We start from the raw sequence: 24,221 nt of genomic DNA on the forward strand, positions 1-24,221 counted from the left end.
AATGAGGTTATTATGATTGACAAGACAACTGGCGATCGCACAAACGAGTTGGACGTGGGCAATGGAGCATGAATTTTACGAGCGCGGGCGACAGAAGGCGCAACAAGGCGATTTAGAGGGAGCGATTCAGGAGTTTGAGCAAGCGTTGCGGATTAATCCAGAATTTGCCGATGCTTACTACAGGCGGGGATTGGCTCGTTTTGATTTAGGGGATTGTCAAAGTGCGATCGCGGATTATTCCCAGGCGCTACAGGTGAATCCTGAACATCTGGATAGTTATTTGGGGCGCAGTTTGGCTCAATTGGCGCAGGGGGAGGCTCAAGCTTCCCTGGAGGATGCTCAACAGGTTCTCCAAATCGATGAGAATCAGGGGGCGGCGTATAAACTGCAAGGGACAGCCTACCGTCGCTTAGGGAAAACCAAAGAGGCGATCGCATCCTTTAAACAAGCGGCTAAACTGTATCTGGATCAGAAGGATAAAGACAATTGCCAGAGTTGCCTAGAGAGTATCAAGCAAATTCAGGCAGCACAAATCCAGGCGGCGAGTGCGGCGGAGACGCAAAAGTATTTGACTCAAGTTATCAACAAGCTACAACGGGGAAAGCATCGGGAAGCCTTAGAGGATTGCCAGTGGCTGTTGCACGTTGCGCCCAATGATGCGAGAGCCTATTGTTATCGGGGAATTATTCGCAGCAAATTGGGGAATTTAAGAGGGGCGATGGAAGATTTAGGTCGAGCCATGCAGCTTGATCCCAATGATATCCAAGTGCGTCACTATCGGGGACGGGTTCGCATTGAACTGGGGGACTATCGGGGCGCGATCGCGGATTTTACCCAGTTACTTGAGTTACAACCCGACAATTCCCAATATTATGTTTGTCGAGGTCAAGCTTACTCAAAACTGGGCAACTATCGCCAAGGGATTGAGGACTATTCGCGAGGGTTAACGATTCAGCCGAATGATCCGCAAATTTATTATCACCGGGCGGCGGCGCGTGCTGATTTTCAAGATTACCAAGGCGCGGCGGATGATTATCAACAAGCGGCGAATCTGTATTTTGAGAAACAGGATTGGCAGAAGTATCATCAGGCATTAAATCAGCAGAAGCAACAAATCGCCAAGGCTGAAGCTGAGAGGAAAAAACGCTCGGCTGAATTGAATCGAAAAGACATCTTTATCAATCAAGAACGGCAAATTCGATTCAATGCGCGGGTGGATCGAAACTTACAGGAACAACTCCTGCGAATGGTGGGGGGATACTGGGATGTGGCGGTGCGTTTGATTGAGTTAGCTAAGAAAAAATATCCAGGAATGCCAGAGAATTGGTACTTGCAAAAAGTGATCGATGATTTAGAGCGCGATCGCTAATTTCAATGTCTATACGAAATCCTTTTTCATCGATAAAGGTTCAGACTATTTTAGTCTATACGTTCGCACATTTGCCACGCCCAATTTTATTTTATATACTTTAGAAGTAGCGTTTCTGAGCGCCTTATGCCTCAACAGTTAACGATTCATCGATTTAGTCCTATTGCAGATGTACAGATCGACCTGAAAGATTTACTTATTTTTATTGGTTCGCAAGCAAGTGGCAAAAGCACTGTTAGTAAAGCTATTTTCTTTTTTAAGTCTTTAAGAGATGATTTAACAAGTTATTTATACCAATGTTATATTCAGCATCAATTTGAGGAACAGATAACCAATTTTGCCAAACTGTCAAAGCAGAAATTTATCAAAATTTATGGCTCTGTATTGCAATTTCCGGAGATGGAGCTAACGTATAACTATGGAAATGGCATAGAAGTTATTATTCGTAATTCTCCAGATCAGAGGTTCACAGATATCATTTTTGATGATCAGTTTAAGCAAAAGTTCCGTGAGCTAATCACTCGATTACGTCAGTTACATGATGAGTTACAGCAGAAATCCCTAGAATTTTCTTCTTCCAGAAAAATCAGTGCAATTAAGGCTCAAGAAGCTGCTTTATTTGAAACGATCACAGATGAAGTTAATCGGCTCTTTAATGATGAACGAGATCTACTATTCTTGCCCGCTGGTCGTAGTTTGATTACCACCTTATCTCAGCAGCGTTACAACATTGATATGGGAGATGAATTTACCTCCAGCGAGCTAGATTCAGAAGCAGATAGCTTAATAAAACTAGACTATCTGATGCAGAATTTTATCAACCGAATTGACAATGCTAAATCCTTGTTTAATCAAATTTCTCTAGATTCTTTCATTAAAAACAAAGTTTCTCAATCTAGAAAGCCTGACACTGAGCAAGTAATTCGACTCGCTCAAAACCTAGTGAACTCGATTTTGAAAGGTTCGTACCGATATCAAAAAGGTACAGAGTGGATTGATTTTGGCAATGATAAAAGCACGTTAATTAATTTTGCTTCATCGGGACAACAGGAAGTTGTCTGGATTGTCTTGCTAATTTTGCTTTTAATTATTGAGCAACGCCAAGTTTTTCTAGTGGTTGAAGAACCGGAAGCTCATCTTTTCCCAGTCGCGCAAAAGCAAATCATTGATTTAATTGCGCTGCTTGCCAATCAAAACGAAAATCAAGTGATATTAACGACTCACAGTCCCTATATTCTCTCATCTTTTAATAATCTTCTCTATGCCTATAACTTAGGAGCAGACAAATCAGAAAAAGTTGAGCAAGTCGTTGATCGTCATTTGTGGCTTGATCCACATCGATTAGATGCTTACATTCTGGAAGAAGGCGCGGCTCGTTCTATTATTGATTCAGAGATGGGACTGATTGAGTCAGCCGAAATCGATAAGGCTTCTGATATAATCATCGATACATTTAATCAATTATTTGAACTTGACGATTAAGCATGATATGCAGTTGCAAGGAGTTTCAGAAAAAGTATCCCGATTGCACAGTTTGCTCTCATGGCAAGAAAATTACGGCTCAAGAAAATAAGCGAAAATATATTCTTAATAATCCATCGGGCAAACAAGTGTGCAAAGTTAAAATTGATGATTGTGTGATTAAGAGTCAAGAACAGCGTAAATGTGATTATTTGGTAATTATTTGTCAATCTGACGAAGATGAAGTGGAAGATGGTCATATAAGTTCTGGAGAAGATCTATTTTTTGTTGAGTTAAAAGGCAAGGATTTGATTGGTGCTGTTGAGCAGTTAACTCAGACAATAGAACATTTTAAGTCTAAAATTACGGGTAAGGTATTTGCCAGAGTTGTACTGAGTAAAGTTCCTAGTCCTAAGAGTATTGAAGTTAATCCTGGAGTAATAAAGCTGAGAAAATTGCTCAAGAAATATAGTGGAAATTTTGCCTACAGTTCTAGACAGCATGAAAATGATACAATTTGAAATGAATTTATCCTGGTATAGAGTTGGCTATCTTCCAAAAATTTACCACACCTAATTTTTCTATAACCTATTCTAGGTATATCTATCTAACTAAAAATAAATATCATGCTACTTAAGCGTTTGTCGTAAGCGATTGACTCGCTTGAGGCACTAAAGTGCCTACTACAAACTGTGGCATAATGCGGTAAGGGCTATGCTGCCATAGTCAGTTGGACAACGTGAAGGCATCTTCGGGTTTGAGTAATCTCTCCATTGCTGTCCAGCGGCTTCCGAGAAGCTTAGAGATTTATGCCTATGATTTTTCGCATCCCTCGAACGGTTAGTACAGCGTTACCCGATTTGGCACATCTGCGAGTCGTGGGCGTTTCGACCATTGCTGTGATCATTACCCTTCTGGGCGTGCGACATTTCGGCGGACTAGAACCGCTAGAACTGGCGGCGTATGATCAGTTTGTCCGCTTACGACCTCTAGAAACGGAACCTGATCCTCGGATCTTGGTTGTCGCGATTACAGAACAAGACCTAGAAATTCAAAATCGGTGGCCCATCTCGGATCAGGTTTTAGCCCAGGTATTACGCCGACTGCAAGCCGCTGAACCCGCCGTTATTGGTTTGGATTTGTATCGCAATCTTCCTGTAGAACCAGGTCATCAGCAGTTCGTGAAACAACTGCAACAACCGAATTTAATTGCAATTCAAAATATTGATATCCGCGCCGGAACACCACCGCCGCCAGACGTATCGCCAGAACGTATTGGTTTTAATGATATACCCCTTGACCCGGATGATGTGGTTCGTCGCAATTTGTATTTGGCGGAGAATGAAAGCGGCGTACTGTTTTCATTTCCCCTACTTTTGGCACTCGCTTATCTAGAACCCCGTGGGATTGAACTACAACCCAGTCCCAATAACCCAGACATTCCTCAGCTTGGTGAGGCTACGTTGTCACCCTTAACGGAAGATGCAGGAGGATATCAAAAGGGAGATGTGGGCGGGTTCCAAGTCTTACTTAATTATCGCTCTCCTTATCAGGTAGCGCGACAAGTATCCTTAACCGATGTTTTAGCCGGAACGGTTGATCCGAGTTGGGTGGAGGACAAAATTGTGATTATTGGTTCCACTGCACCCAGTCTCAAAGACTTATTCGCCACACCCTTTAGTCCCGCCTTGGAAAAAAATGCGAAAATGCCTGGGGTGTTAATGCAGGCTCAAATGGTCAGTCAATTTCTGGATGCGGCGACGGGTGAACGTCCTTTATTCTGGTTTTGGTCAGAACTGGAGGAAATCTTGTGGATTATTGGCTGGATTGCGATCGGGGGGATATTAGGACGGGTGACGTATCATCCCTTGGCGTTAATTATTGGAGTCGCGGGTAGTTTGGGGGTGTTATCCAGTGCTTGTTTTTACCTATTGACCCAAGGTGGCTGGGTTCCGTTTGCAGCGCCAGCATTCGGATTTGGGTTAACGGTGGCGATTTTTGTCACCCATCGGTCTTATGAAGCCCATCAACAGCAGCGCATCGTGATGAAACTGTTGGGACAGAATACTTCTCCGGAAGTCGCTCAAGCCCTTTGGCAAGGTCGCGATCGCTTGCTAAAATCTGGCAAGTTACCGGGGATTCGCCTCACCGCCACGATGTTTTTTGCCGATATTAAAGATTTCAGCACCATATCGGAAAAGATGACCCCAGAGGCGTTGTTGGAATGGTTAAATGAAATTCTGGGAGTGGTGACTCGTGAAGTCCTCCAGCGTCAGGGGATTGTGAATAAGTTTACCGGGGATGGGGTGATGGTGGCGTTTGGTGTACCTATGTCACGCCTGCACAGAACCGAAGTCGCCGAAGATGCCAAAGCGGCGGTAGACTGTGCGTTAGCGATTAGCGATCGCCTGGAGTCGATGAACTGGGATTGGCAACACCGAGGTTTACCGGTGATTCAAATGCGGATTGGCATTTTTACCGGTCCGGTTGTGGTGGGCAGTTTAGGAGGGAAAGACCGCTTAGAATATGGCGTAATTGGCGATAGTGTTAATATTGCCTCCCGGCTAGAGAGTTGTGAGAAACAGCGTCAACCGACTCCCTGTCGGATTCTCATTGGTCAACAAACCCTGGATCATCTGCAAGGGGAATTTGAGGTTGAATCCTGGGGTGCTTTAGCCTTGAAAGGGAAACAGCAAACGGTGAATGTTTATCGCGTTTTGGCACGAACCACGGTATCAGAGTAAAATGGCACTGAAATAAGCATTTTGACATCGCCGAAACCCTTAATATACTGTAGGGTGGGTTTCGACTTCGCTCAACCCACCAGCCTTAAGTTAGAGAGTAGGAGTGCAGAGTAGCCCAGTCTGAGGTATTCAGGAATCCGCCAATAACGTCTTTTGCCTCGTCTGGATTCCACCAAGAAACATCCCTAAGCTCTTGTGAACTAAAGGGGCTGTGGCTAATTTCATCGGTGCGGGTTGAGTTACATCTAGGTGAAGTAAAAAACAATAATTTTGAAACCCGCCCCTACAAACCCGATTTCCTGAACCAAGCAAAGGGTCAAAGCGTTTCCCGAAAACCGCCTTGCCATCGCGTTAGGGGAACACAATCAATATTAAGTTGGTCAAAGGTACGCGCTACCACAAAATCCACTAAATCTTCAATGGTTTGAGGATGGTGATACCAGGCGGGAATGGCTGGCACAATCTTGACCCCGGCTTCAGCGAGGGTGGTGAGATTACGCAGATGAATTAAGCTAAATGGTGTTTCACGGGGTACAATGATCAGTTGACGCCCTTCTTTTAACTGCACATCGGCTGACCGTTCTAATAAGTCTGAACTCAAACCGTTAGCAATTTTTGCCACCGTACTCATACTACAGGGAATAATCACCATTCCCAACGTCCGGAACGAACCACTGGCAATAGTTGCACCCACATCCCCCCAGCGATGACAAATTAGCTTGCCTTTTGTGGGTACATCTGCTTGCTGACGCCAGAATTGCGCCTGCTGTTCGGGTTCTGGAGGCATACGGGTATTTTGTTCAGCTTGCCAAACCATATAGGCTGATTTTGATGCCACGAGGTCGATGGTATAGTCGGCTTCTAAGAGAAACTTCACGGCACGTACTGCATAGATTAAACCAGAGGCACCAGTAATACCGAGGATTAACGGGAACGTTTGGGGATGGGTTGAAGACACGCGATTTTAACGGAAGATAGGGGTCAGTCCTTACCAGTGTAGAGACCTGCCATGGCACGCCTCTACCTAATTGTTTCGGAATCCTATAAAATTTTAGCTCAAATAATCCAACTACCTATGCATTATCCTCTGCTATCTGGAGGCTTAAAAAATATATCGAAATCCCCATTCGTAAATCTCAGATCAAAGAGGACTAAATAAGCTGCCATGCCTTTAATTTGATAGTTGATGTCATGTCTGTCTAAGTATGCAACGAACATGACCTTAGATGGCGGACAGCTTATTCATATCTAATGTGAGTTAGGGATACGACTCATTCTAAATTGCAAGCGGCGGCGTGAGAAAACAGTAGACCTTTTCCATGTTTGACCACCTCACCAATACCACATAACACTCCTCCCTCGCAGCCTTGAGAAAAATGATATTGCGAAAGAAATTGTCCTTGCATTTCCGTTATCGCTGCGGGAAGATGCCCCGGTGGTGCCGAGAGATCAAAGGTGACAAATTGATTGGTTTTGAGCCATGAGCCATTTGATCGCCATCCGACCTGATCACCAAAGCGATCATAGGTTGTCCAGGTGGGTGGATCATGACTTTCAAGGCTTTCCCAAATATTTTTCTGTACACTGAAGCCAAACTGTCCATTGCTGTATTTAAGCCAAAGTGCATCAATGATTTTTAAATCTTCACAGGGAACTTGTTCAATATCGAGTTGGCTGTCCCTACCTAGGTTTGTCACTTTCATCCCGGCAACAGCTAGCATGACATCAAAGGTCAAGTCGTCAGCCTGTTGCCACTGTTGATCTGCCAATAAGTCACGCAGGGTTGTATAGTTGGTTGACGTGGTTTGGGAAACAAGCGGCGGGTCATCCGTTAATAGGGGGGGTAAATTAAGACTTAAATTAATGGATGGAGCCAGATCTAAAAAGGTTTTTAAGGGAATTCCTAAGTTAAAACCTGGTTTAGTTGCACTGGGTTCTTCCTGGGAATCGCTCTCAACGCGACCATGAATTCCCACCAAGCGTCCTTTTTCATTTAACAGTGGACTACCGGTCATACTCGTCCGAGTCAGGTTGGTATAAATTAAGGCATAACCATTGTCTAATGGTTCCGGTAAGCGGCTAGAAATCTTACCATCAGTAATCTCAAAGATGCTTTGGGAGATCGCGCCTCCAGGTTGAGACCATCCGCCTACATAAACGACACTGCCTTGAGTGATGCGATCAGAGTCTCCGATTGCTGCTAACTTATAAGTGCGATCGCTAGTGAATTGGACTACGGCTAAATCGACTTGGGGCAGTTTTTGTAGGGTGCGGAATTCGAGGGTATGAACTTCACCATCAGAGGTGGTAATATAAGCGGGCTGATCAGGTTTAATCTCTTGGACGACGGATTGGGTGGTGAGAACGGAGTAGGTATTCTCGTCTTGGTTAATGATTACCCCTGAACCAATACGTCCAGAAGTTTCGATTTGCACGGTAATCTCTTGAGCAATCTGGTTGATTTCAGAGAAGGGTAAAGCCGCCACGATTTGAGGCTGTATGATGGCTACAGCGGCTGTCATGCTGATTAGGGTGGGGAAATAATTCATTTTAGTTACACTTAATCGGATGTAGAAAGATGAGTGTTAGCCTAGTGCAAATGTAAATTGATAGATTTTTCCGCCAAGCTGCACTAGACAAAAACAGCGATCGCGGATTCTAGTTGTAGAGAGTGGCTAATCCTCTTCAATGGTGACGGTATCGCATTGTTGAGTGGTGTAAGTTTCCGTGCGATCCTGTACTTCGTATTGCTGACCTGTAAAGGGACGACCGTAATAACCATCCTCAAACCCACGAGCAAATTCACCTCCCGCCGTTCGAGGTTCAAAAGGTTCGTCTTTGCTAGCACTTTGTTGACCCTCCCGGTAGCCATCTCGGTAAGCAGCTGGGTGAGCAGCTGCGTCTTGCACAACCCGCACTTTCTGGACGGGACGACAGATGGTTACTTGCCGGGTTTCGGCTTGGCTAACTGGACAGAACCCTAACAATGTCGATGCTGTGGCTGTTGTAGCTAGGGTCACGAAGGTGATTTTGAGGGGGATGTTCATGGCTTTTGTCCTTTTCGTGTTACTTACTGGTAAGCTTGTAAGCTTCACTCTGTTCTATCTCTCATGAGTAACTGACTTATGCAGTTGACTCTCATCTCCCATCCGGATCTCAATCACAGGGGGTTTACCCAGCAGTGTAACCACAGTTAGCCGCGCTATGGCTTAGTTAGAGTTATTTTGCAGCCAGTTGAGCAAATCCTCAAGGGTATTGACATTCCACACGGCTTCTGCTGAACGTTCTAAATCTTGAGAACTCAAGGCTTCAATTGATGAGACAGCCTCAGATGGGAGTTCTCCAAAACGGCGATTAAGTTGTCGCAAGAGCAAGCTTCTTTCACCTTCTATTCGTCCCTCTTCGCGCCCTTCTTCGCGTCCTTCTTCGCGTCCTTCTTCTCTTGCTTCCCTCTTCGCTAAACTCAACTCACCTCGTCTGTCTTCCAAGAACATTTCCTGTTTTTGTATTCTTTCCAATTCTTCAACACTCATACTCGCTTGGTTCGCTATATTTAGGGCTTTCTCTATCGTTGGTATTTCCCTCATATTGTCAGGAATGACTTCTAAATTTGGTGCTTCTTTTATAAAATAAATCCACTTATCGATCACCGTCTCCAAATTTTCCAGCTTCTTCGTAAATTTGGGCAGTTCCACAAACACCAGCTTTAACTCATGCTCTTGATAAGAGAACTGTCCAGATTCTTCCTGAAAGTGACAACGATTAATGACTTTATCCGTTGAATGGAACAGTTTAAAATCAGTGATAGTTAAAGCGATAACCGGATTGAGATAAGAATATCCTTGTCCTGCCTTAAGTTGATTCGTGTAGGTTTTGCACAAGTTATAAATAATTCGTTTCTCAAACGCATCAACATTCAAAATTTGCATCTCAATTATCACAGTCGTTTGATCTTCCAAGACTGCCTTAACATCCAGATAACTATCTTTTAAATCAACTACACTACCTGCACTATAGGGGTCGATAATTTCTAAATCTTGGATAACCGAATTGCCCGAGTATATCATGGCATTGAGAAAGGAAATAAGAATATCCTTACTCTCATTGGAGCCAAATATTTTTTTGAATGCAAAGTCAGTTTTCGGACTAATGAATCTCATAGGCTTATCAAATTTTTAACGTTTTTAATCAGGAAATTTTCATTCAGGTATTTTACAGCCCTTTGGGTTTTGCCAATTCCCCTGAGGTGTTACGGTGGGAGATTCCGCTACCAAAATTATCTGCCCATTTGCTAATTTAACCCACCCTTGGGCTTCAATAATTTGCCGAGGTTGACTTGAATTAGGAGTTACCGATTCTGGATAAGTTTGGGTTGGAATCTCTTCATCTAAACTCACCCAATTACTGACAATCGCATCACTCTCCAGAACATCCAGGGGACTTGGTGGAATACCGCCGCGCCCTGTGAAAATAAAGCTACTAGCTAACGCTGCACCCCCCGCATTACAGGAACGGTCAATCAGTCTCGTCGGGTCAACTAACCCGGTGGGTAATTGCAATAAGCCGCGATTGGGATCAACATCAGGCAAATTAAAGGTGACAGTCCCCGTGGCGGTAATATCGCTTAAAGGGGTAAGACGTTCTCGGAATTCTGTACCAAAGATACCTTGAGCAGTGATTTCAATATTACCACCTCGAAAAGCACTAGCAATGATATCGCTATTTTCTTCTGGGATAGCAATCACAAATTGAGTATTGATCCCAATATTACCGCTATTCCCTTCGCCACGAGCCTCCGCCGAAATCAGGCTATTGCGGCGCATCATTAATAATTCCGGGACTTGCAGGGTAATGTCACCTCCCTCACCTGCATTTGTTTCTGCTGTGAGTGTGCCTTGGTTGTCCAGATTCAGAGTATTCGCGGTAATATTGAGAATACCTGCATTTCCGATGCCTTGATTACTGACATTGATTTGAGCGCGATCGCGAAGGGTTAATTGCTCAGTCTCAACTGTGACACTTCCCCCATTGCCAATGGTCGTTGGGAAACGGGCTTCAGCCGACAGGCGACTGGGGAATAAAGTATCAGATGAAGAACCCATTAGTTCCACATTTGTGGCGTGAACATTCACAGAACCCGCATCACCAATACCTGCGGTAGCGGCTGATAGTTCTGCCCCATCGCGGATAGTCAACCGCCCAGTGTTGACAATGACATCTCCCCCAGTACCCGTACTGTTTACACCCACTGCACTGGATATACTGGTGGCAGTAGGAGATGGGTTGGACGATGTGCCAATTAGTTCCACGAATTCTGAAGCAGTCACGAGAATAGTTCCTCCTCTACCACTTTCAACATTAGTTACTTCGGCAAAAGGATCAACAGCAGTCCCCGATGCTATTTTTGCCCCATCCCGCAGAATTAGGCGTTCTGTTTCAACCGTTATATTTCCCCCATTGCCAGCACCGAACGTCTGAGTCGATAAGCCACTTTCACGGGTAAATTTAGATTCACTTGTGCCAATTAGTTCCATATCGGAAGCGCGAACAGTAATAGAACCTGCATTACCTTGACCGAATGTAGAAGAGGATATCTGGGCGCCATTTCGTACCATTAACTGTTCCGTTTCAACGGTTACAGTTCCGCCATTTCCTGTACTTTCAACCGCACTAGCCGAAAATCCACTAGGCAATATACCATCTGTTCTCGTCCCAATCAGTTCAATATCCTCAGCCTGAATAGTCACAGCACCTGCATTACCTTGACCTAACGTAGAGGAGGATATTTGGGCGCCATCTCGTACTATTAACCGCTCAGTTTTAACGGTTACAGTTCCGCCATTTCCTGTCGTATCTTTACTAACACCAACCGAAAATTCACTAGGCAATATACCATCTGTTCTCGTCCCAATCAGTTCAATATTCTCAGCCTGAACAGTTACAGAACCCGCATCACCTTGCCCGTCCGTAGAGGAGGATATCTTAGCACCATCCCGAAGGATTAAGCGCCCAGTTTCAACAACTACATTTCCCCCAGAACCTGTAGCATTTTCACCAACATTCGCTGAAAATCCACTAGAACCATTTGCTGTCGCACCAATCAGTTCAATATCCTCAGCCTGAATAGTCACAGCACCTGCATTGCCGTTACCAGAAGTAGAGGAGGATATCTGGGCGCTATCTCGTACCGTTAACCGCTCCGTTTCAACGGTTATAATGCCACCATTTCCTGTAGCCTCCTCACCCACACCAGCGGATAATCCACTGGCATCTACACCATCTGCTGTTGTACCGATTAATTCAATGTCTTTAGCACGGATATTGATAACACCCCCATTGCCACTTCCATCAACTGTTAAAGCAGAAATATTGCCTCCATCCCGTATCATTAACTGTTCAGTTTCAAGGGTCAAAATTCCTGCATTTCCAGTTCCGCTACTCTGAACAGATAAACGGCTGCTACTAGAATCAAATGTTCCGGGTGCTGATTCTCCACTCACTTCTACTTTGGCTGCACGAATAGTTAAATTTCCGGCATCGCCACTCCCATCACCCGTTAACGCTGAGATGCTCCCACCATCCTGCACCGTTAATGTCCCTGTTGAAATGGTGATATTCCCAGCATCACCAGAACCCTCAGTCGAAGCTACTATTCCGCTGCCCAACTCAAATGAAAGGGTTCCAATATTAACCGTTGATGTACCACTCAACGTGACAGATTCTGAGGCAGTTATCGTGATATCACCAGCATCGCTTGCGCCAAGAGTGTCAGTCGATACCAATGTTCCATCTCGCAGAACTAACTGCTTAGTCGTAATCGTTATATCACCAGTTTCTCCATTACCTGTACTGTTAGTCACCAAGGAACTAGGCAGTCCGTCAGCAGATATTCCGCTTAATTCTACCAACTCTAAAGCATTCACGCTCACTGTTCCTGTCGAACCTCCATCGCTAGATACAGAGGCAACATTTGAACCCTCTCGGATTACTAATTTTTCCGTGTTAATCGTCACGTTACCAGCATTCCCCTGACTGAACACAGTCGCTGATTCAATGAAGCTAGAATCGGAGAGATTGATATCCTTGACATTGACAACCACATCTCCCGTATTACCTGAATCAAACGTTCCCACACGAACACCCGAATTTAATGAAGCGTTCAAAGAGTCTGAATTAATAAAAATGTTACCCGCATTTCCGTCACTATAACTCTCATTGTACAAACCCGTTTCCCCGCCCAAATCTTCGCCCAGATTACCAATTAAGCTAATCGTTTTAGCATTAATTCTGATATCGCCAAGATTGCCAGAGCTACCCGGCAAAGCTTGATTGTATAGACCACTTCCGATAGTAGAGCTTTGACCCGAAAGACTAAAGGTATTAGCATTAACAATAACATCTCCCCCATCGCCTGCACCTTCCGTCCCAGTGACTAAACGTCCACCCTCTGTCGCTGTAAAATTATTGGCATTAACAACAATATTTCCGCCACCTGTACCCCGCACACTCGCACGCCCATCATCGGCTAATGTGACATCGGATAGCTGACTATCAGGGGCAAAATTCAGCCTCAGACTATCTCCATTTACATCTAATCCTACCGTTCCGGGTTCCCCTAATCCGCCTAATTCAATACGCCCTCCTAACGCATTTAACCGCCCTCCCGCTTCTAACCTGACATTACCGCCAACTAACAACAAACTCCTGCCATCGATAACCTGAAGTCCACGTTCTGGGGGGACATTATTGAAAGAAAATCCCAACACTGGAAATGTTGCGGTTGAACGGTTAACAATTTCTGCCTCAGGTGAGAGTTGGTTAAAAAAGAAAACATCGGGATTAATGCTGAGTAACGTACTGGTTTCTGGTTTCGAGGCGCTAAATCGTCCAGTTTCTCCTAACCCCACGCCATTCGCTGTCGTCGCCACAAAGGAACCTGCCACATCCAGCTTGGCATTTTGCCCAAAGATAATTCCATTGGGATTAATCAAAAATAGATTAGGACTTCCCGCCCCAAACGTACCTAATGTACCCAGAATTTGAGAGGGCTTCATTCCGGTTACTCGCGCCAAAATATTCTCAATCCCATCGGGACTAGAAAAATAAACACCTCGGTTAGCATCAACATTAAACTCTAAGAAACTATGGAATAAATTTGTCCCTCGTTGTGCGCCTTGGTCAATCAGATCAATGGGCAAACCCAACCCATCGAGCGGTGTCACGATTGAGCGTTCTGCCCCCAGAGTATCATCGACTTGAATCTGAGCCACAGCCGCCGTTCCTGACAAAGAAATAATGCCACTGAGCCAGCACAATAACCCATATTTCCAGAGTTTAGTCATCATAACCTCGACCTTGATCACTACTTTTATTCAGGACTGCCACAATCTGTAATATTTTGCCAATTCCCTTGAGGTGTGACTGTAGGAGATTCAGCCACCAACATTATCTGCCCATTTGCCAATTTCACCCACCCTTGGGCTTCAATAATTTGCCGAGATTGACTTGAATTGGGCGTGACAGATTCTGGATATGTTTGGGTTGGAGTATCTTCATCTAAACTCACCCAATTACTAACAATCACGTCACTCTCCAGAACATCCAGAGGACTCGGTGGAATACCGCCGCGCCCTGTGAAAATAAAGCTACTAGCTAACGCTGCACCCCCCGCATTACAGGAACGGTCAATCAGGCGTTCTGCATCAACAAAATTAGTCGGTAGCGCGGTTAACCCTTGACCAAAGAAAGGTACAGGAGTGATAACTGAACCATCGCGACCCGTTTGAGAGTCTGCGGAGATATCAACGCGCTCATTAATGCGAAATCGATTCACGTTCTCGACCAGATCAACGACATTAACTGGCTGATTACCAGAAAACTGAGCAAAGTCCACCGAAATATCAACCTCACCATTACGGCGAAACCGATCTAAATCTCCAGGATTGCGACCGACTGGAATTGCCCGATCGCTCGAAAACAAATCAGCCAGAAATACTGAGGAGTTAATAATAATATCGCCTCCGGGTCCAGCATCAGCATTTGCTAGAATATCGCTGTCCTCCAGAGCCACAAAACTATTAGAGTTTATCTGAATATTACCACCGCCACCTGTACTATCAAATACACTCGTGCTAATTAAACTGCTGTTACGCAGGAGGATATCTTGAGCCGTGATATCGATATTACCACCACCAAATTGTAAGGACGTAGCCACAACTTGACCTTGACGCGATCGCAGCTCATCATTCAAACGGATCAAAATATTGCCAGCATTGTTTAACCCCTCACTGCGACTGGTAATACGTCCGCGATTGGCGAGTTCCAGAGAATTCCCTTGCAACTGAATGTCTCCACCCAATCCTTGACCAAATGTTCCCGATGAGACAGCAGCTTCATCCTGTATTCTTAATTGTCCGGTGGTAATGGTGAGAGTTCCCCCGTTTCCGGTGCTGTCGGGACGAGTTTGAGTGGTAATATCGCTGCCAAAACCGATAACATTGACCGTATCGTTGGCATTAATGGTTAAGTTTCCTGAATTGCCCGAACCGAAGGTATCCGTGACGATCGCACCAGCGTTATCAACCGTTAACTGTTGGGTATTTATGGTTAAATTACCACCGGATGCTTCACCCCGACCTTGTGTCGAAATCACTCCATTCTTCGCCACATTTACTGAGTCTGTGGCAATAACAGTCAAGTTTCCTGAATCCCCTTGAGTGAAATTTCCTTGAGCGGCTATATTAACATTATTCCGAATTCGTTCAATTAAATCAGGGGAATAAAGGTTCGGGTCAAGACTGTTCAAATCAAATGTACTTGCATCTAAACTGCTACTGAAAACTTTACCCTTGTCTTGGACATTTAAACTTCGGGTTTCGATTAAAAGGTTTCCACCCGATCCTGTACCGAGAGTACCTGTTGATAACAGACCATCACGGATTACATTAACCGAGTCTTTGGCTTGTACTGTTAGGTTTCCCGCACTCCCTTGACCCGCCGTACTGGTGACCACACCACCACTATCACGAATTGTAAGATTTCCCGTTTCAATTAAAAGATTACCCCCTGTTCCTGAACCAAACGATAGACTTGATATCACACTTCCTTTGCCTACCGTAACGGATTCGGATTGGCGAACGGCAATACTGCCAGCATTACCTTGACCCGTCGTGCTAGTGTTAATAATACCCCCATTTTCAAGGGTCAAATTTTTCGTTTCAATCGAGATAGTCCCACCAAATCCTGTCGCTGCGTTAGCCACTAGAGACCCACCATTGGCTACGTTGATAAAATCGGTGGCTTTAATTGTCTGATTTCCACCATTGCCAGCCGTTGACGCCGTTGTGATAGTCCCCCCATTGCCAGCAATTAACTGATCCGTTTCAATCGTTACTTGCCCAGCATTTCCAGTTGCTCCTGGATGCGCTTGAGCCGACAAAGCGCTGGGATAAATCTTGCCTGTTCCGGTTAATTCAATCTCAGAGGCTTGAACAGTTAGCTCCCCTCCATTTTCACCCGTAAACGTGGAAACAGAAACACTTCCACCATCACGGGCAATTAATCGTTCAGTTTCAATCGTTATCTTGCCACTGGCTCCTGTGCTTCCTGGTGGATTGTTAGCCAAAATTCCGCTCGGAAAACCATTGAATGACGAGTCACCAATTAGTTCAATTTCCGACGCTCTGATAATGATTTCTCCAGCCTTTCCAGAACTCCATGTTGGTGCGATTATTTGTGCGCCATTTCGAGCGGTTAACCGTTCTGTTTCAATGGTAATCTTACCCGCATTGCCAGTGGAACCTCGATTGGTTGCTGCACCAATACCTGTAAGAATATTAGATGAAGCGTTCGCGGATGCAGTCATTTCAATTTCAGTCGCCCGGATATCCAGATTCCCCGCGTTCCCCAATCCAAATGTACTGGTGTCTACCTGTCCCTTATTCTGAAGAATTAACCGCCCTGTCTCAATCGTCATGTCTCCCGAATCTCCGAAAAACCCCGATTCGGTATTGACTGTCGCCTCCTCAACGAAGATATCCCCACCAGCTTGGAGAACGATATCTCCCCCACGAGAGCGAACATCGTCGTTGATGAAAATAGAACCATTATTAGAGGTTATGGCACCGATTAATTGAATATCACCACCGGGCGTGGTAATGCGTCGATTCACGGTAATCGTGTTGCCAGCTTGGGCGGTAAGTCCAATGCCAGATTGTCGGATACTAACGGCGGCATTAAAAATAATATTATTGGTCGCCTGAAGCACAACATCCGCCGCAGCATTGTTAATCGCCGTCGCATTAATTTTGGTGTCACCATCAGCCCCGATATCTGGATCAGCAAACCCATCAACATCATTTAAATTATCGGTTTCATTGGCAAAAAGTACAACTTCGATATTTGTCGGATCAAGGAGTAGTGTTCCCGTTCTTCCATTCGCGGCAGTCGTATCGACTAATCCATCAAACTCTAAAATGTCTTTCCCCGAAACCTCCACAAATCCACCATTGCCAGACATTTCACCCCCACGGGCGCTAATCGTGCCATAAAAACGAGTGACTTCATCTGACCAAACTAATACATTACCGCCATCACTATTGCCTATTCCATTCGCATTGATAATGGTATCAGGGCTGACAAAGGTTCGAGTCGCATGAGTAACCGATGGAATGTATAAGTTATTCGCTTCCTCGGCTATGCCAATCAATACCGTACCGCCTCCCATATCGCTGGAGACATCAATTTGAGCATTGTCAAACAATCCCACGCGATCGCCTAATATTTGTACCGTTCCTCCGGGTGCTGTCAGTCTACCTGTGCTGGTAACCGTATTGCCATACAAACTCAGGGTTTCACCTGCACCCACGGCTAAATTCCCAGCATTGGCAATTCGTCCGTTTGAATTCGACCCATACTGCAATCCCGGTGTTAGATTAATCGTTAATATTGGTGGTGCTTCTGGATTCGTGGCGCTAAATTCCACCCCATTTTCAAACACCACAGAATTCGCCGTAGACGCCACAAACGAACCCGCGATATCCAACCGCGCATTTTCTCCAAAAATAATCCCATTGGGATTCAACAAAAATAAACTAGCGCCCCCATCTACTCCCAATGTTCCCAAAATATCCGAGACATCACTCCCCGTCACCCGACTAAAAATTGTTTCAATCCCCACCGGATTCGCGAAATAAACCCGCAATCCCTCGCCAACATTAAACTCTGAGAAACTGTGGAACAACGCCGCGCCGCGTGTCGCTCCGCCTTCAATTAAATCCGCCGGAAGTCCCTGGATATCCAGATTTGGCGTAACCACGGAATTTTCAGTTCCTAGGCTAGTATCCGGTGTAATCTGAGCCACAGCAGCCGTATCCCAGCCCGCAAAAACGCCGCCAATTCCAACAATTCCGGCGAATGTCCACCACCAATGTTTCCAGCTTTGAGTCATCATAACCTCGACCTTCATCACTACTTTATTCAGGAATATTGTCACAGTCTGTGGTATTTTGCCAATTTACTTGAGGTGTGACTGTAGGAGATTCAGCCACTAACATTATCTGCCCATTTGCCAATTTCACCCACCCTTGGGCTTCAATAATTTGCCGAGATTGACTTGAATTGGATGTGACAGATTCTGGTTGCGTTTGGGTTGGAGTCTCTTCATCTAAACTCACCCAATTACTGACAATTACGTCACTCTCCAGAACATCCAGGGGGCTCGGTGGAATACCGCCGCGACCTGTGAAAATAAAGCTACTGGCTAACGCTGCACCTCCCGCATTACAGGAACGGTCAATCAGGCGTTCTGCATCAACAAAATTATTCTCTAATTCGGTTAATCCTCGGTTCGGGTCAATATCGGGTCGGTTTTCCACAAAGACACCATCGAGTCCAAATTCGGAACTAACAGTAATGTCGTTTAAGGGAGTGCGTTGGGGTCGAAATTCGATATCAAATAGTCCTTGAGTGGTAACGCTAACTCGCCCTCCGTTTCCTTGCACCGCATTGGCAATAATATCGCTTCCTTCTGTACCCGTTGGAGGGAGGGCGATGATGAATGTCGAATCAATCGTCACGTTACCGCCATTGGCGTCGGCGAGGGCGCTAGCAGAAATCAGGCTTTCGTTTTCTAGGAATAGCAGGTTTAAATCGTCCAGGGTAATATTTGCACCGCCTTGTGCGCTACTGATTCCGGTTTCAGCAAAAATTGTGCCTTGATTGAGGACAATGGAATCCGTTGCAATTGTAAGATTCCCGGCTTGTCCTTGGGGACTGCTGACGGTAACTTGCGCTCCCTCGTTCACCTGAAGTTCCTGAGTTGTAACGGTTAAGTCTCCAGCCGTACCGCCGTTGGTGGCTTCCACAGACAAACCGCCTTCTCCTGTCAGTTGCACAGAGTCAGCCGCGTTAACCGTCAATTTTCCGGCTGTACCTGTTTGTGTAGAAGCCGAAATAAGGCTGTTGTTGACTTGCAAGGTGTCTAAACCTTGTAAGGTAATGCCTCCACCTTGACTGGATACGGTAGCCGCAGATACCTGAGAGTTATCTTCAAGAACTAATTGTTCCGTTGTCAAGGTGACATCTCCCGCTACACCCACACTATTTGATTCCGTGGAAATGTCGCTATTGGAGAGGAAAATGTCTTGAGCCTCACCGACTAAAATACTACCTGCATCCCCTTGTCCTGATGTTCTCGCTGTCACTTGAGAACGATTCGTTAAAGAGAGTTCCCGGGTTTGGATATTAATGTTACTAGGTTGCTGGGCAACTGCGCCCTGATTCACCTGGGTTGAAATTAAGCTGTTATTGTCTAATACTACAGAATCAGCCTCCCGCACAAAGATACTACCTGCGTCTCCTCGTCCATCCGTAGCCGAACTGACTCTAGCGCCATTGGTAACAGACAGTGAACCCGTAGTGATATCAATGTCACCTCCATTACCTTCGGCTAGTTGTGATACGTCACTCGTTGCACGGCTGAGGATTTCCAAACTATCTATTAACACTTGATCGTCAGCAAAGATGGAGATATTTGCAACTCCATCAAAGGAGACAGAATCCCTAGCCGTAATCTTAATATTACCTGCGTTTCCCTGACTAGTAGTAAGGGTACTTATTCCTGCGCCATTGGTTACAGAAAGCGAACCTGTGGTGATGTTGACGTCTCCACCATTACCTTGTGCGCCGAAAAATACTTCGCTGGCTATACCCGTAGATCCCCCCATTACTATTTGAGTTTGAGAGTCAATGAACATGTTACTCGCCCCATCCAACGAAACGGAATCAGTGGCAATAATATTGACGTTACCTGCATCTCCCCGTGCAGCGGTAGTCGCACTTAGAGCAGAACCATCACTCAGAAACAGCGATCGCGCTGTGATGTTAATATCTCCCCCATCTCCTTGTGCTCCAGAAAACACTCCACTGCTGACACTACTCGCTCCATCAAAGGAGACGGAATCAGCCGCCACAATCTGAACATCACCTGCATCTCCCTGTGCAGTAGTTGTAGCACTTAGTGCAGAACCATCACTCAGAAACAGCGATCGCGCTGTGATGTTAATATCTCCCCCATCTCCTTGGGCTCCCAAAAACAATACCCCGCTGGTTGCACCACTAGCTCCATCAAAGGAAATAAAATCAGTAGCCACAATCTGAACATCACCTGCATCTCCCTGTCCTGAAGTATTGGTTCTAAGTAAAGAACCATCACTCAGAGATAGTGATCGCGCCGTGATGTTAATATCCCCTCCATCTCCTTCTGCCTCAACCAACGTCACTTCACTGGCGATAAAGCTTGAGCCATCCAAAGAGACAGAATCAGCGGCATTAATAATTACGTTACCTGCATTTCCTTTTCCTTGAGTTGAAGCATTTATGCCACTATTAGTCAAAGAGAGGGAATTAGTTGTGATATTAATATCCCCTCCATTACCTTCTCCTAAGGCAGAGACGACACTGCCTATTCTACTGGAATCCAAATAGATAGAATCGGTAGCTGTTATGATTACATTCCCTCCATTTCCTTTTCCTTGAGTTGAGGCGTTTATTAGAGATGCGTCACTAACTAATAGTGAACTAGTCGTAATATCTATATTGCCAGCGTTCCCCTCTCCCAACAACACTGAGTTATCAATAAAACTACCTCGATCAATCAAAACGGCATCAGTGGCGATAATTGTTATATTACTGGTATTCCCTTTATTTATCGTAGCGGCAAATATTCCAGAGCGATTGGTAATTGAGAGTAACCTTGTTGTAATTTCAATATTACCCCCATTTCCCTGTTCTTCCAGCAAAATTTGATTTATAATGCTCCCAGCTTCATCACTACTTGACCCATCTAAAGAGACAAAATCGGTAGTAGTAATATTGATATTGCTGCCACTTCCGGTTAACAGTGTAGCCCCCTCAGTCAAAGAAAGTGACTGAGCTGTGACAGTAATGTCCCCCGATGGATTGAATACCTCTGAGTCAGGAGAAGAGCTATCCGTCGTGATCAGACTTCCAGCAATAGAAATTGCACCATCACTATTTAGGGTAACATCTCCCCCAGCGACACCACGGGTGTTAATCGCGAAGCTAGAAGTGATGAATATATCTCCCTTTGCTCTCAGGGTGACATCACCACCACTACCAATAGGAAAGGAAGAGGTATCAATTAAACCATCCAGAGTAATGCCGCCTCTAGAATCGAATACAACGTCACCCGCCTGGGTAGAAATAGAATCAACAGTAATGCCACCAAACGGGGTGTCTAATGTATTGGGGTGGTATTGATTCGTTAAAAAAACTTTTCCCTGATCTCCAACAATAATCTCACCGATGATGATATCCGCACTGGGAACAGGAGAAAAGGAACCTAAGAACGGAAATACAGTTCCCTCCACCGTGTTTCCCGGAAATCCGCCTAATTTTGTCCAATCGATTCCTGCCCGGATATCTAATGTGGGTTCGACACTGCCATCGATAGAAACCCGGGTAATTCCATCAGATAAAGTCACCTCCTCCGTAATAAAATCCGTAGTATCTGGAGCGGTAATTCTCACCGTACCCGGAATAAAAACTAATCCACCCGCAAAAATATGCAGGGAAGCACCTGTATACGAGTCGAGAAATACATCTTGATTAGCACGAATTACGGGATCATTGGGACTGTCTAACCCCCCTAAACTCCCATCTAACTGCTCAATCGCAAAACTTCCCCCACTCCAATAGTGAGCATCGCCTCCTACCGTGTTGGCACTTCGCAACACCATATTTCCACCCGAAAACAAGCCACTATCGGGATGATTCAAGGCAAAAATATCTATCAGTTGATTCCCTTGAACCAGCAACTGTCCTCCAGCCGTGGCAATAAAGGGATTCGCTACAGTATCCCGTATCGTTACCGTATCTTTAGCCGTAAGCGTTAAATTGTCCCCAGCCTCCAATTGACCTTGTAAATCCAGATTATCCGCCGCCAAGGTCAAATCTTGCCCTACTGCTAACGTCCCAGCATTAGTAATCCTTCCGTTTGAATTTGACCCATACTGCAATCCTGGTGTTAGATTAATCGTTAATATTGGTGGTGCTTCTGGATTCGTGGCGCTAAATTCCACCCCATTCTCAAACACCACAGAATTCGCTGTACTCCCCACAAACGAACCCGCGATATCCAACCGCGCATTCTCCCCAAAAATAATCCCATTGGGATTCAGTAAAAATAAACTAGCGCCCCCATCTACTCCCAATGTTCCCAAAATATCCGAGACATCACTCCCCGTCACCCGACTGAAAATCGTTTCAATCCCCACCGGATTGGCAAAATAAACCCGCAATCCCGCGCCAACATTAAACTCGGAGAAACTGTGAAACAACGCCGCGCCCCGTGTCGCCCCGCCTTCAATTAAATCGGCTGGAAGTCCCTGGATATCCACATTTGGGGTAACCACGGAATTTTCAGTTCCCAGGCTAGTATCCGGTGTAATCTGAGCCACAGCATCGGTATCGCAGCCAGCGAGAACCCCACTGATGCCGAAAACCCCTGCTAATATGCATCCCCAACGTTTCCCGATTTGAGTTATCACCAGTTTGATCCCAAACCATACTTTTTTAGTATATCTCTCTCAGCAGTGGGAATTTATGCATGTTGGGAAAATTTTCATCCAGGTTATGAATATACGTTATACCCATTCTCTATGATGCTGCACTTTATAAAGACCCCCCTCTTCCCTTTTTAGATCCCCCTCCCGTCCCCCTTCAAAAGGGGGAAGCCAGAGGATGCTTCGCTTTTTTCTATGCGGGGGACGGCGATAGCCCGGAGGGGTTATTCGTTGCACGATTACAGAGAAATGGTATTACAACTCTGAAAAAAGTGCATAAGGGTCAATCCCTCAGAGACAGATGACAGTGAACCATTCAATCGTGACTCTTTCATTCTGGTGTACCTATGACTTTCACTTTGTCTAACTTCAAGTCTCTAACTCTTCTCTCTGCAGTAAGTTTACTCACTCCTTTAGTTATCACCGAACCTGCTAAAGCCGTAAATTTAAACAATACCTCAATTCAGACACAAGTTCAGCCCTTCTATACGACAGCAGGTAATCCCGATGATTATCTTGTGTCTCCTGGAACTGGCTATGACGGCGTCGCTCAACTTTCTTTAGGGGGTTTTTGGGGAACTTCTTGCACAGGTGGACTATTAGGAACAGGCGCTCATATTCTCACGGCGGCTCATTGCCTCACTGATGATTTTGGGAGTTTAGATATCTGGGATGGAACAGCCACGTTTGAGTTATCTACAGGTGATTTAAACCTCTCCATTGCTGATATTTTTGTTCATGAGGACTGGACTGGTGATTTATTGAATGGCTATGATATTGCTATTTTAGAGTTAACTGATGTTGCCCCAGAAACAGTCGATCGCTATGATATTTATCGGACTAACGACGAAATCGGTAAAATTGGCGACAAAGTGGGTTATGGTCGGACTGGAAATGGTAACATTGGGGATGAATTGTGGTCTGACAGGAAGCGTCACGGTCAGAACCGTTATGATGCTTCCGGGGATTTGTTTGACCAACATTATCTCATTTCAGATCACGTCACTGATGCCTTATTAGCTTACGACTTTGACAATGGACTCTCCGCGAATGATGCATTTGGTTATTGGTTTGGCGATGATTATGCTGACTTGGGTTTGGGGTTAAATGAAGTGAACTCAGCACCAGGAGATTCTGGAGGACCCACCTTCATTGATGGCGCGATCGCGGGGATTACTTCCTTTGGTTTACGTTTTCCTTTTTCTGATATTGACTATGCCCTAAATTCTTCCTTTGGCGAGTTTTCCTTTGATACCCGTGTGTCATCGTACACGAATTGGATCGACGATATTCTAACCAGTTGGCAGCCTCCTACGCCTCCAGTTGTAGACAATCCGGCGGATGACATTGATGAAAACTTACCTAGTGATGATGATGTTGCCGATGATCCGGGTGACGAGATTCCTGATCAGCCAGATGATAGTATTAGTGACGACATTCCTAGCCCAAGTGATCCAGTGTCCGTACCCGAACCTAGAAGTTTAGCTGGACTGATGGCATTTGCTACAGGATTATGGCTAACCAAAAAGAAAAAGGTGAGCCGTTGATCAGTCGGTTGAGGAC

Annotated in this window: 12 protein-coding genes; 5 read left to right on the forward strand and 7 right to left on the reverse strand. The window is 45.3% G+C overall.

Going from position 1 to position 24,221, the window contains the following annotated elements:
• Positions 1-16 precede the first annotated feature (16 nt).
• The 4 genes from RIE73_RS12255 to RIE73_RS12270 all read left to right on the forward strand — a co-directional run bounded on the left by RIE73_RS12255 (position 17) and on the right by RIE73_RS12270 (position 5,574).
• On the forward strand, positions 17-1,369 hold the full coding sequence (locus tag RIE73_RS12255; protein WP_446401436.1) for a tetratricopeptide repeat protein: 1,353 nt from the start codon (positions 17-19) through the stop codon (positions 1,367-1,369).
• A gap of 126 nt (positions 1,370-1,495) precedes the next feature.
• Entirely contained in the window at positions 1,496-2,851 is a 1,356-nt protein-coding gene (locus tag RIE73_RS12260) for an AAA family ATPase (protein ID WP_446401437.1), read from the forward strand.
• Between the two features lie 2 nt (positions 2,852-2,853).
• Positions 2,854-3,351, forward strand: a complete 498-nt coding sequence (locus tag RIE73_RS12265; protein WP_446401438.1) for a hypothetical protein — start codon at positions 2,854-2,856, stop codon at positions 3,349-3,351.
• 294 nt (positions 3,352-3,645) lie between these two features.
• Entirely contained in the window at positions 3,646-5,574 is a 1,929-nt protein-coding gene (locus RIE73_RS12270) for a CHASE2 domain-containing protein (protein WP_446401439.1), read from the forward strand.
• 316 nt (positions 5,575-5,890) lie between these two features.
• On the opposite strand, the gene RIE73_RS12275 is transcribed toward RIE73_RS12270, so the two are convergent.
• The 7 genes from RIE73_RS12275 to RIE73_RS12305 form a co-directional block, all read right to left on the reverse strand.
• Positions 5,891-6,532 (reverse strand): flavin prenyltransferase UbiX, encoded by a 642-nt coding sequence (locus RIE73_RS12275; protein ID WP_446401440.1) that lies wholly within the window; start codon positions 6,530-6,532, stop codon positions 5,891-5,893.
• Positions 6,533-6,845: 313 nt separating this feature from the next.
• Complete coding sequence (locus tag RIE73_RS12280; protein ID WP_446401441.1) at positions 6,846-8,123, reverse strand: GUN4 domain-containing protein; 1,278 nt, start codon at positions 8,121-8,123, stop codon at positions 6,846-6,848.
• A gap of 126 nt (positions 8,124-8,249) precedes the next feature.
• Positions 8,250-8,621 (reverse strand): hypothetical protein, encoded by a 372-nt coding sequence (locus RIE73_RS12285; protein WP_446401442.1) that lies wholly within the window; start codon positions 8,619-8,621, stop codon positions 8,250-8,252.
• Positions 8,622-8,783: 162 nt separating this feature from the next.
• Complete coding sequence (locus RIE73_RS12290) at positions 8,784-9,734, reverse strand: Rpn family recombination-promoting nuclease/putative transposase (RefSeq protein WP_446401443.1); 951 nt, start codon at positions 9,732-9,734, stop codon at positions 8,784-8,786.
• A gap of 39 nt (positions 9,735-9,773) precedes the next feature.
• Positions 9,774-13,919, reverse strand: coding sequence for a two-partner secretion domain-containing protein (locus RIE73_RS12295; protein ID WP_446401444.1), 4,146 nt, complete (start codon positions 13,917-13,919; stop codon positions 9,774-9,776).
• Positions 13,920-13,942: 23 nt separating this feature from the next.
• Positions 13,943-18,025, reverse strand: a complete 4,083-nt coding sequence (locus tag RIE73_RS12300) for a two-partner secretion domain-containing protein (RefSeq protein WP_446401445.1) — start codon at positions 18,023-18,025, stop codon at positions 13,943-13,945.
• 22 nt (positions 18,026-18,047) lie between these two features.
• Positions 18,048-22,643 (reverse strand): two-partner secretion domain-containing protein, encoded by a 4,596-nt coding sequence (locus RIE73_RS12305; RefSeq protein WP_446401446.1) that lies wholly within the window; start codon positions 22,641-22,643, stop codon positions 18,048-18,050.
• A 362-nt stretch (positions 22,644-23,005) separates the two neighbouring features.
• Here RIE73_RS12305 and RIE73_RS12310 point away from each other — a divergent pair, with 362 nt between their 5' ends.
• On the forward strand, positions 23,006-24,205 hold the full coding sequence (locus RIE73_RS12310; protein WP_446401447.1) for a trypsin-like serine protease: 1,200 nt from the start codon (positions 23,006-23,008) through the stop codon (positions 24,203-24,205).
• Positions 24,206-24,221: the final 16 nt, after the last annotated feature.

Source organism: Coleofasciculus sp. C1-SOL-03 (assembly GCF_040220555.1).
Taxonomy (GTDB): Bacteria; Cyanobacteriota; Cyanobacteriia; order Cyanobacteriales; family Coleofasciculaceae; genus Coleofasciculus.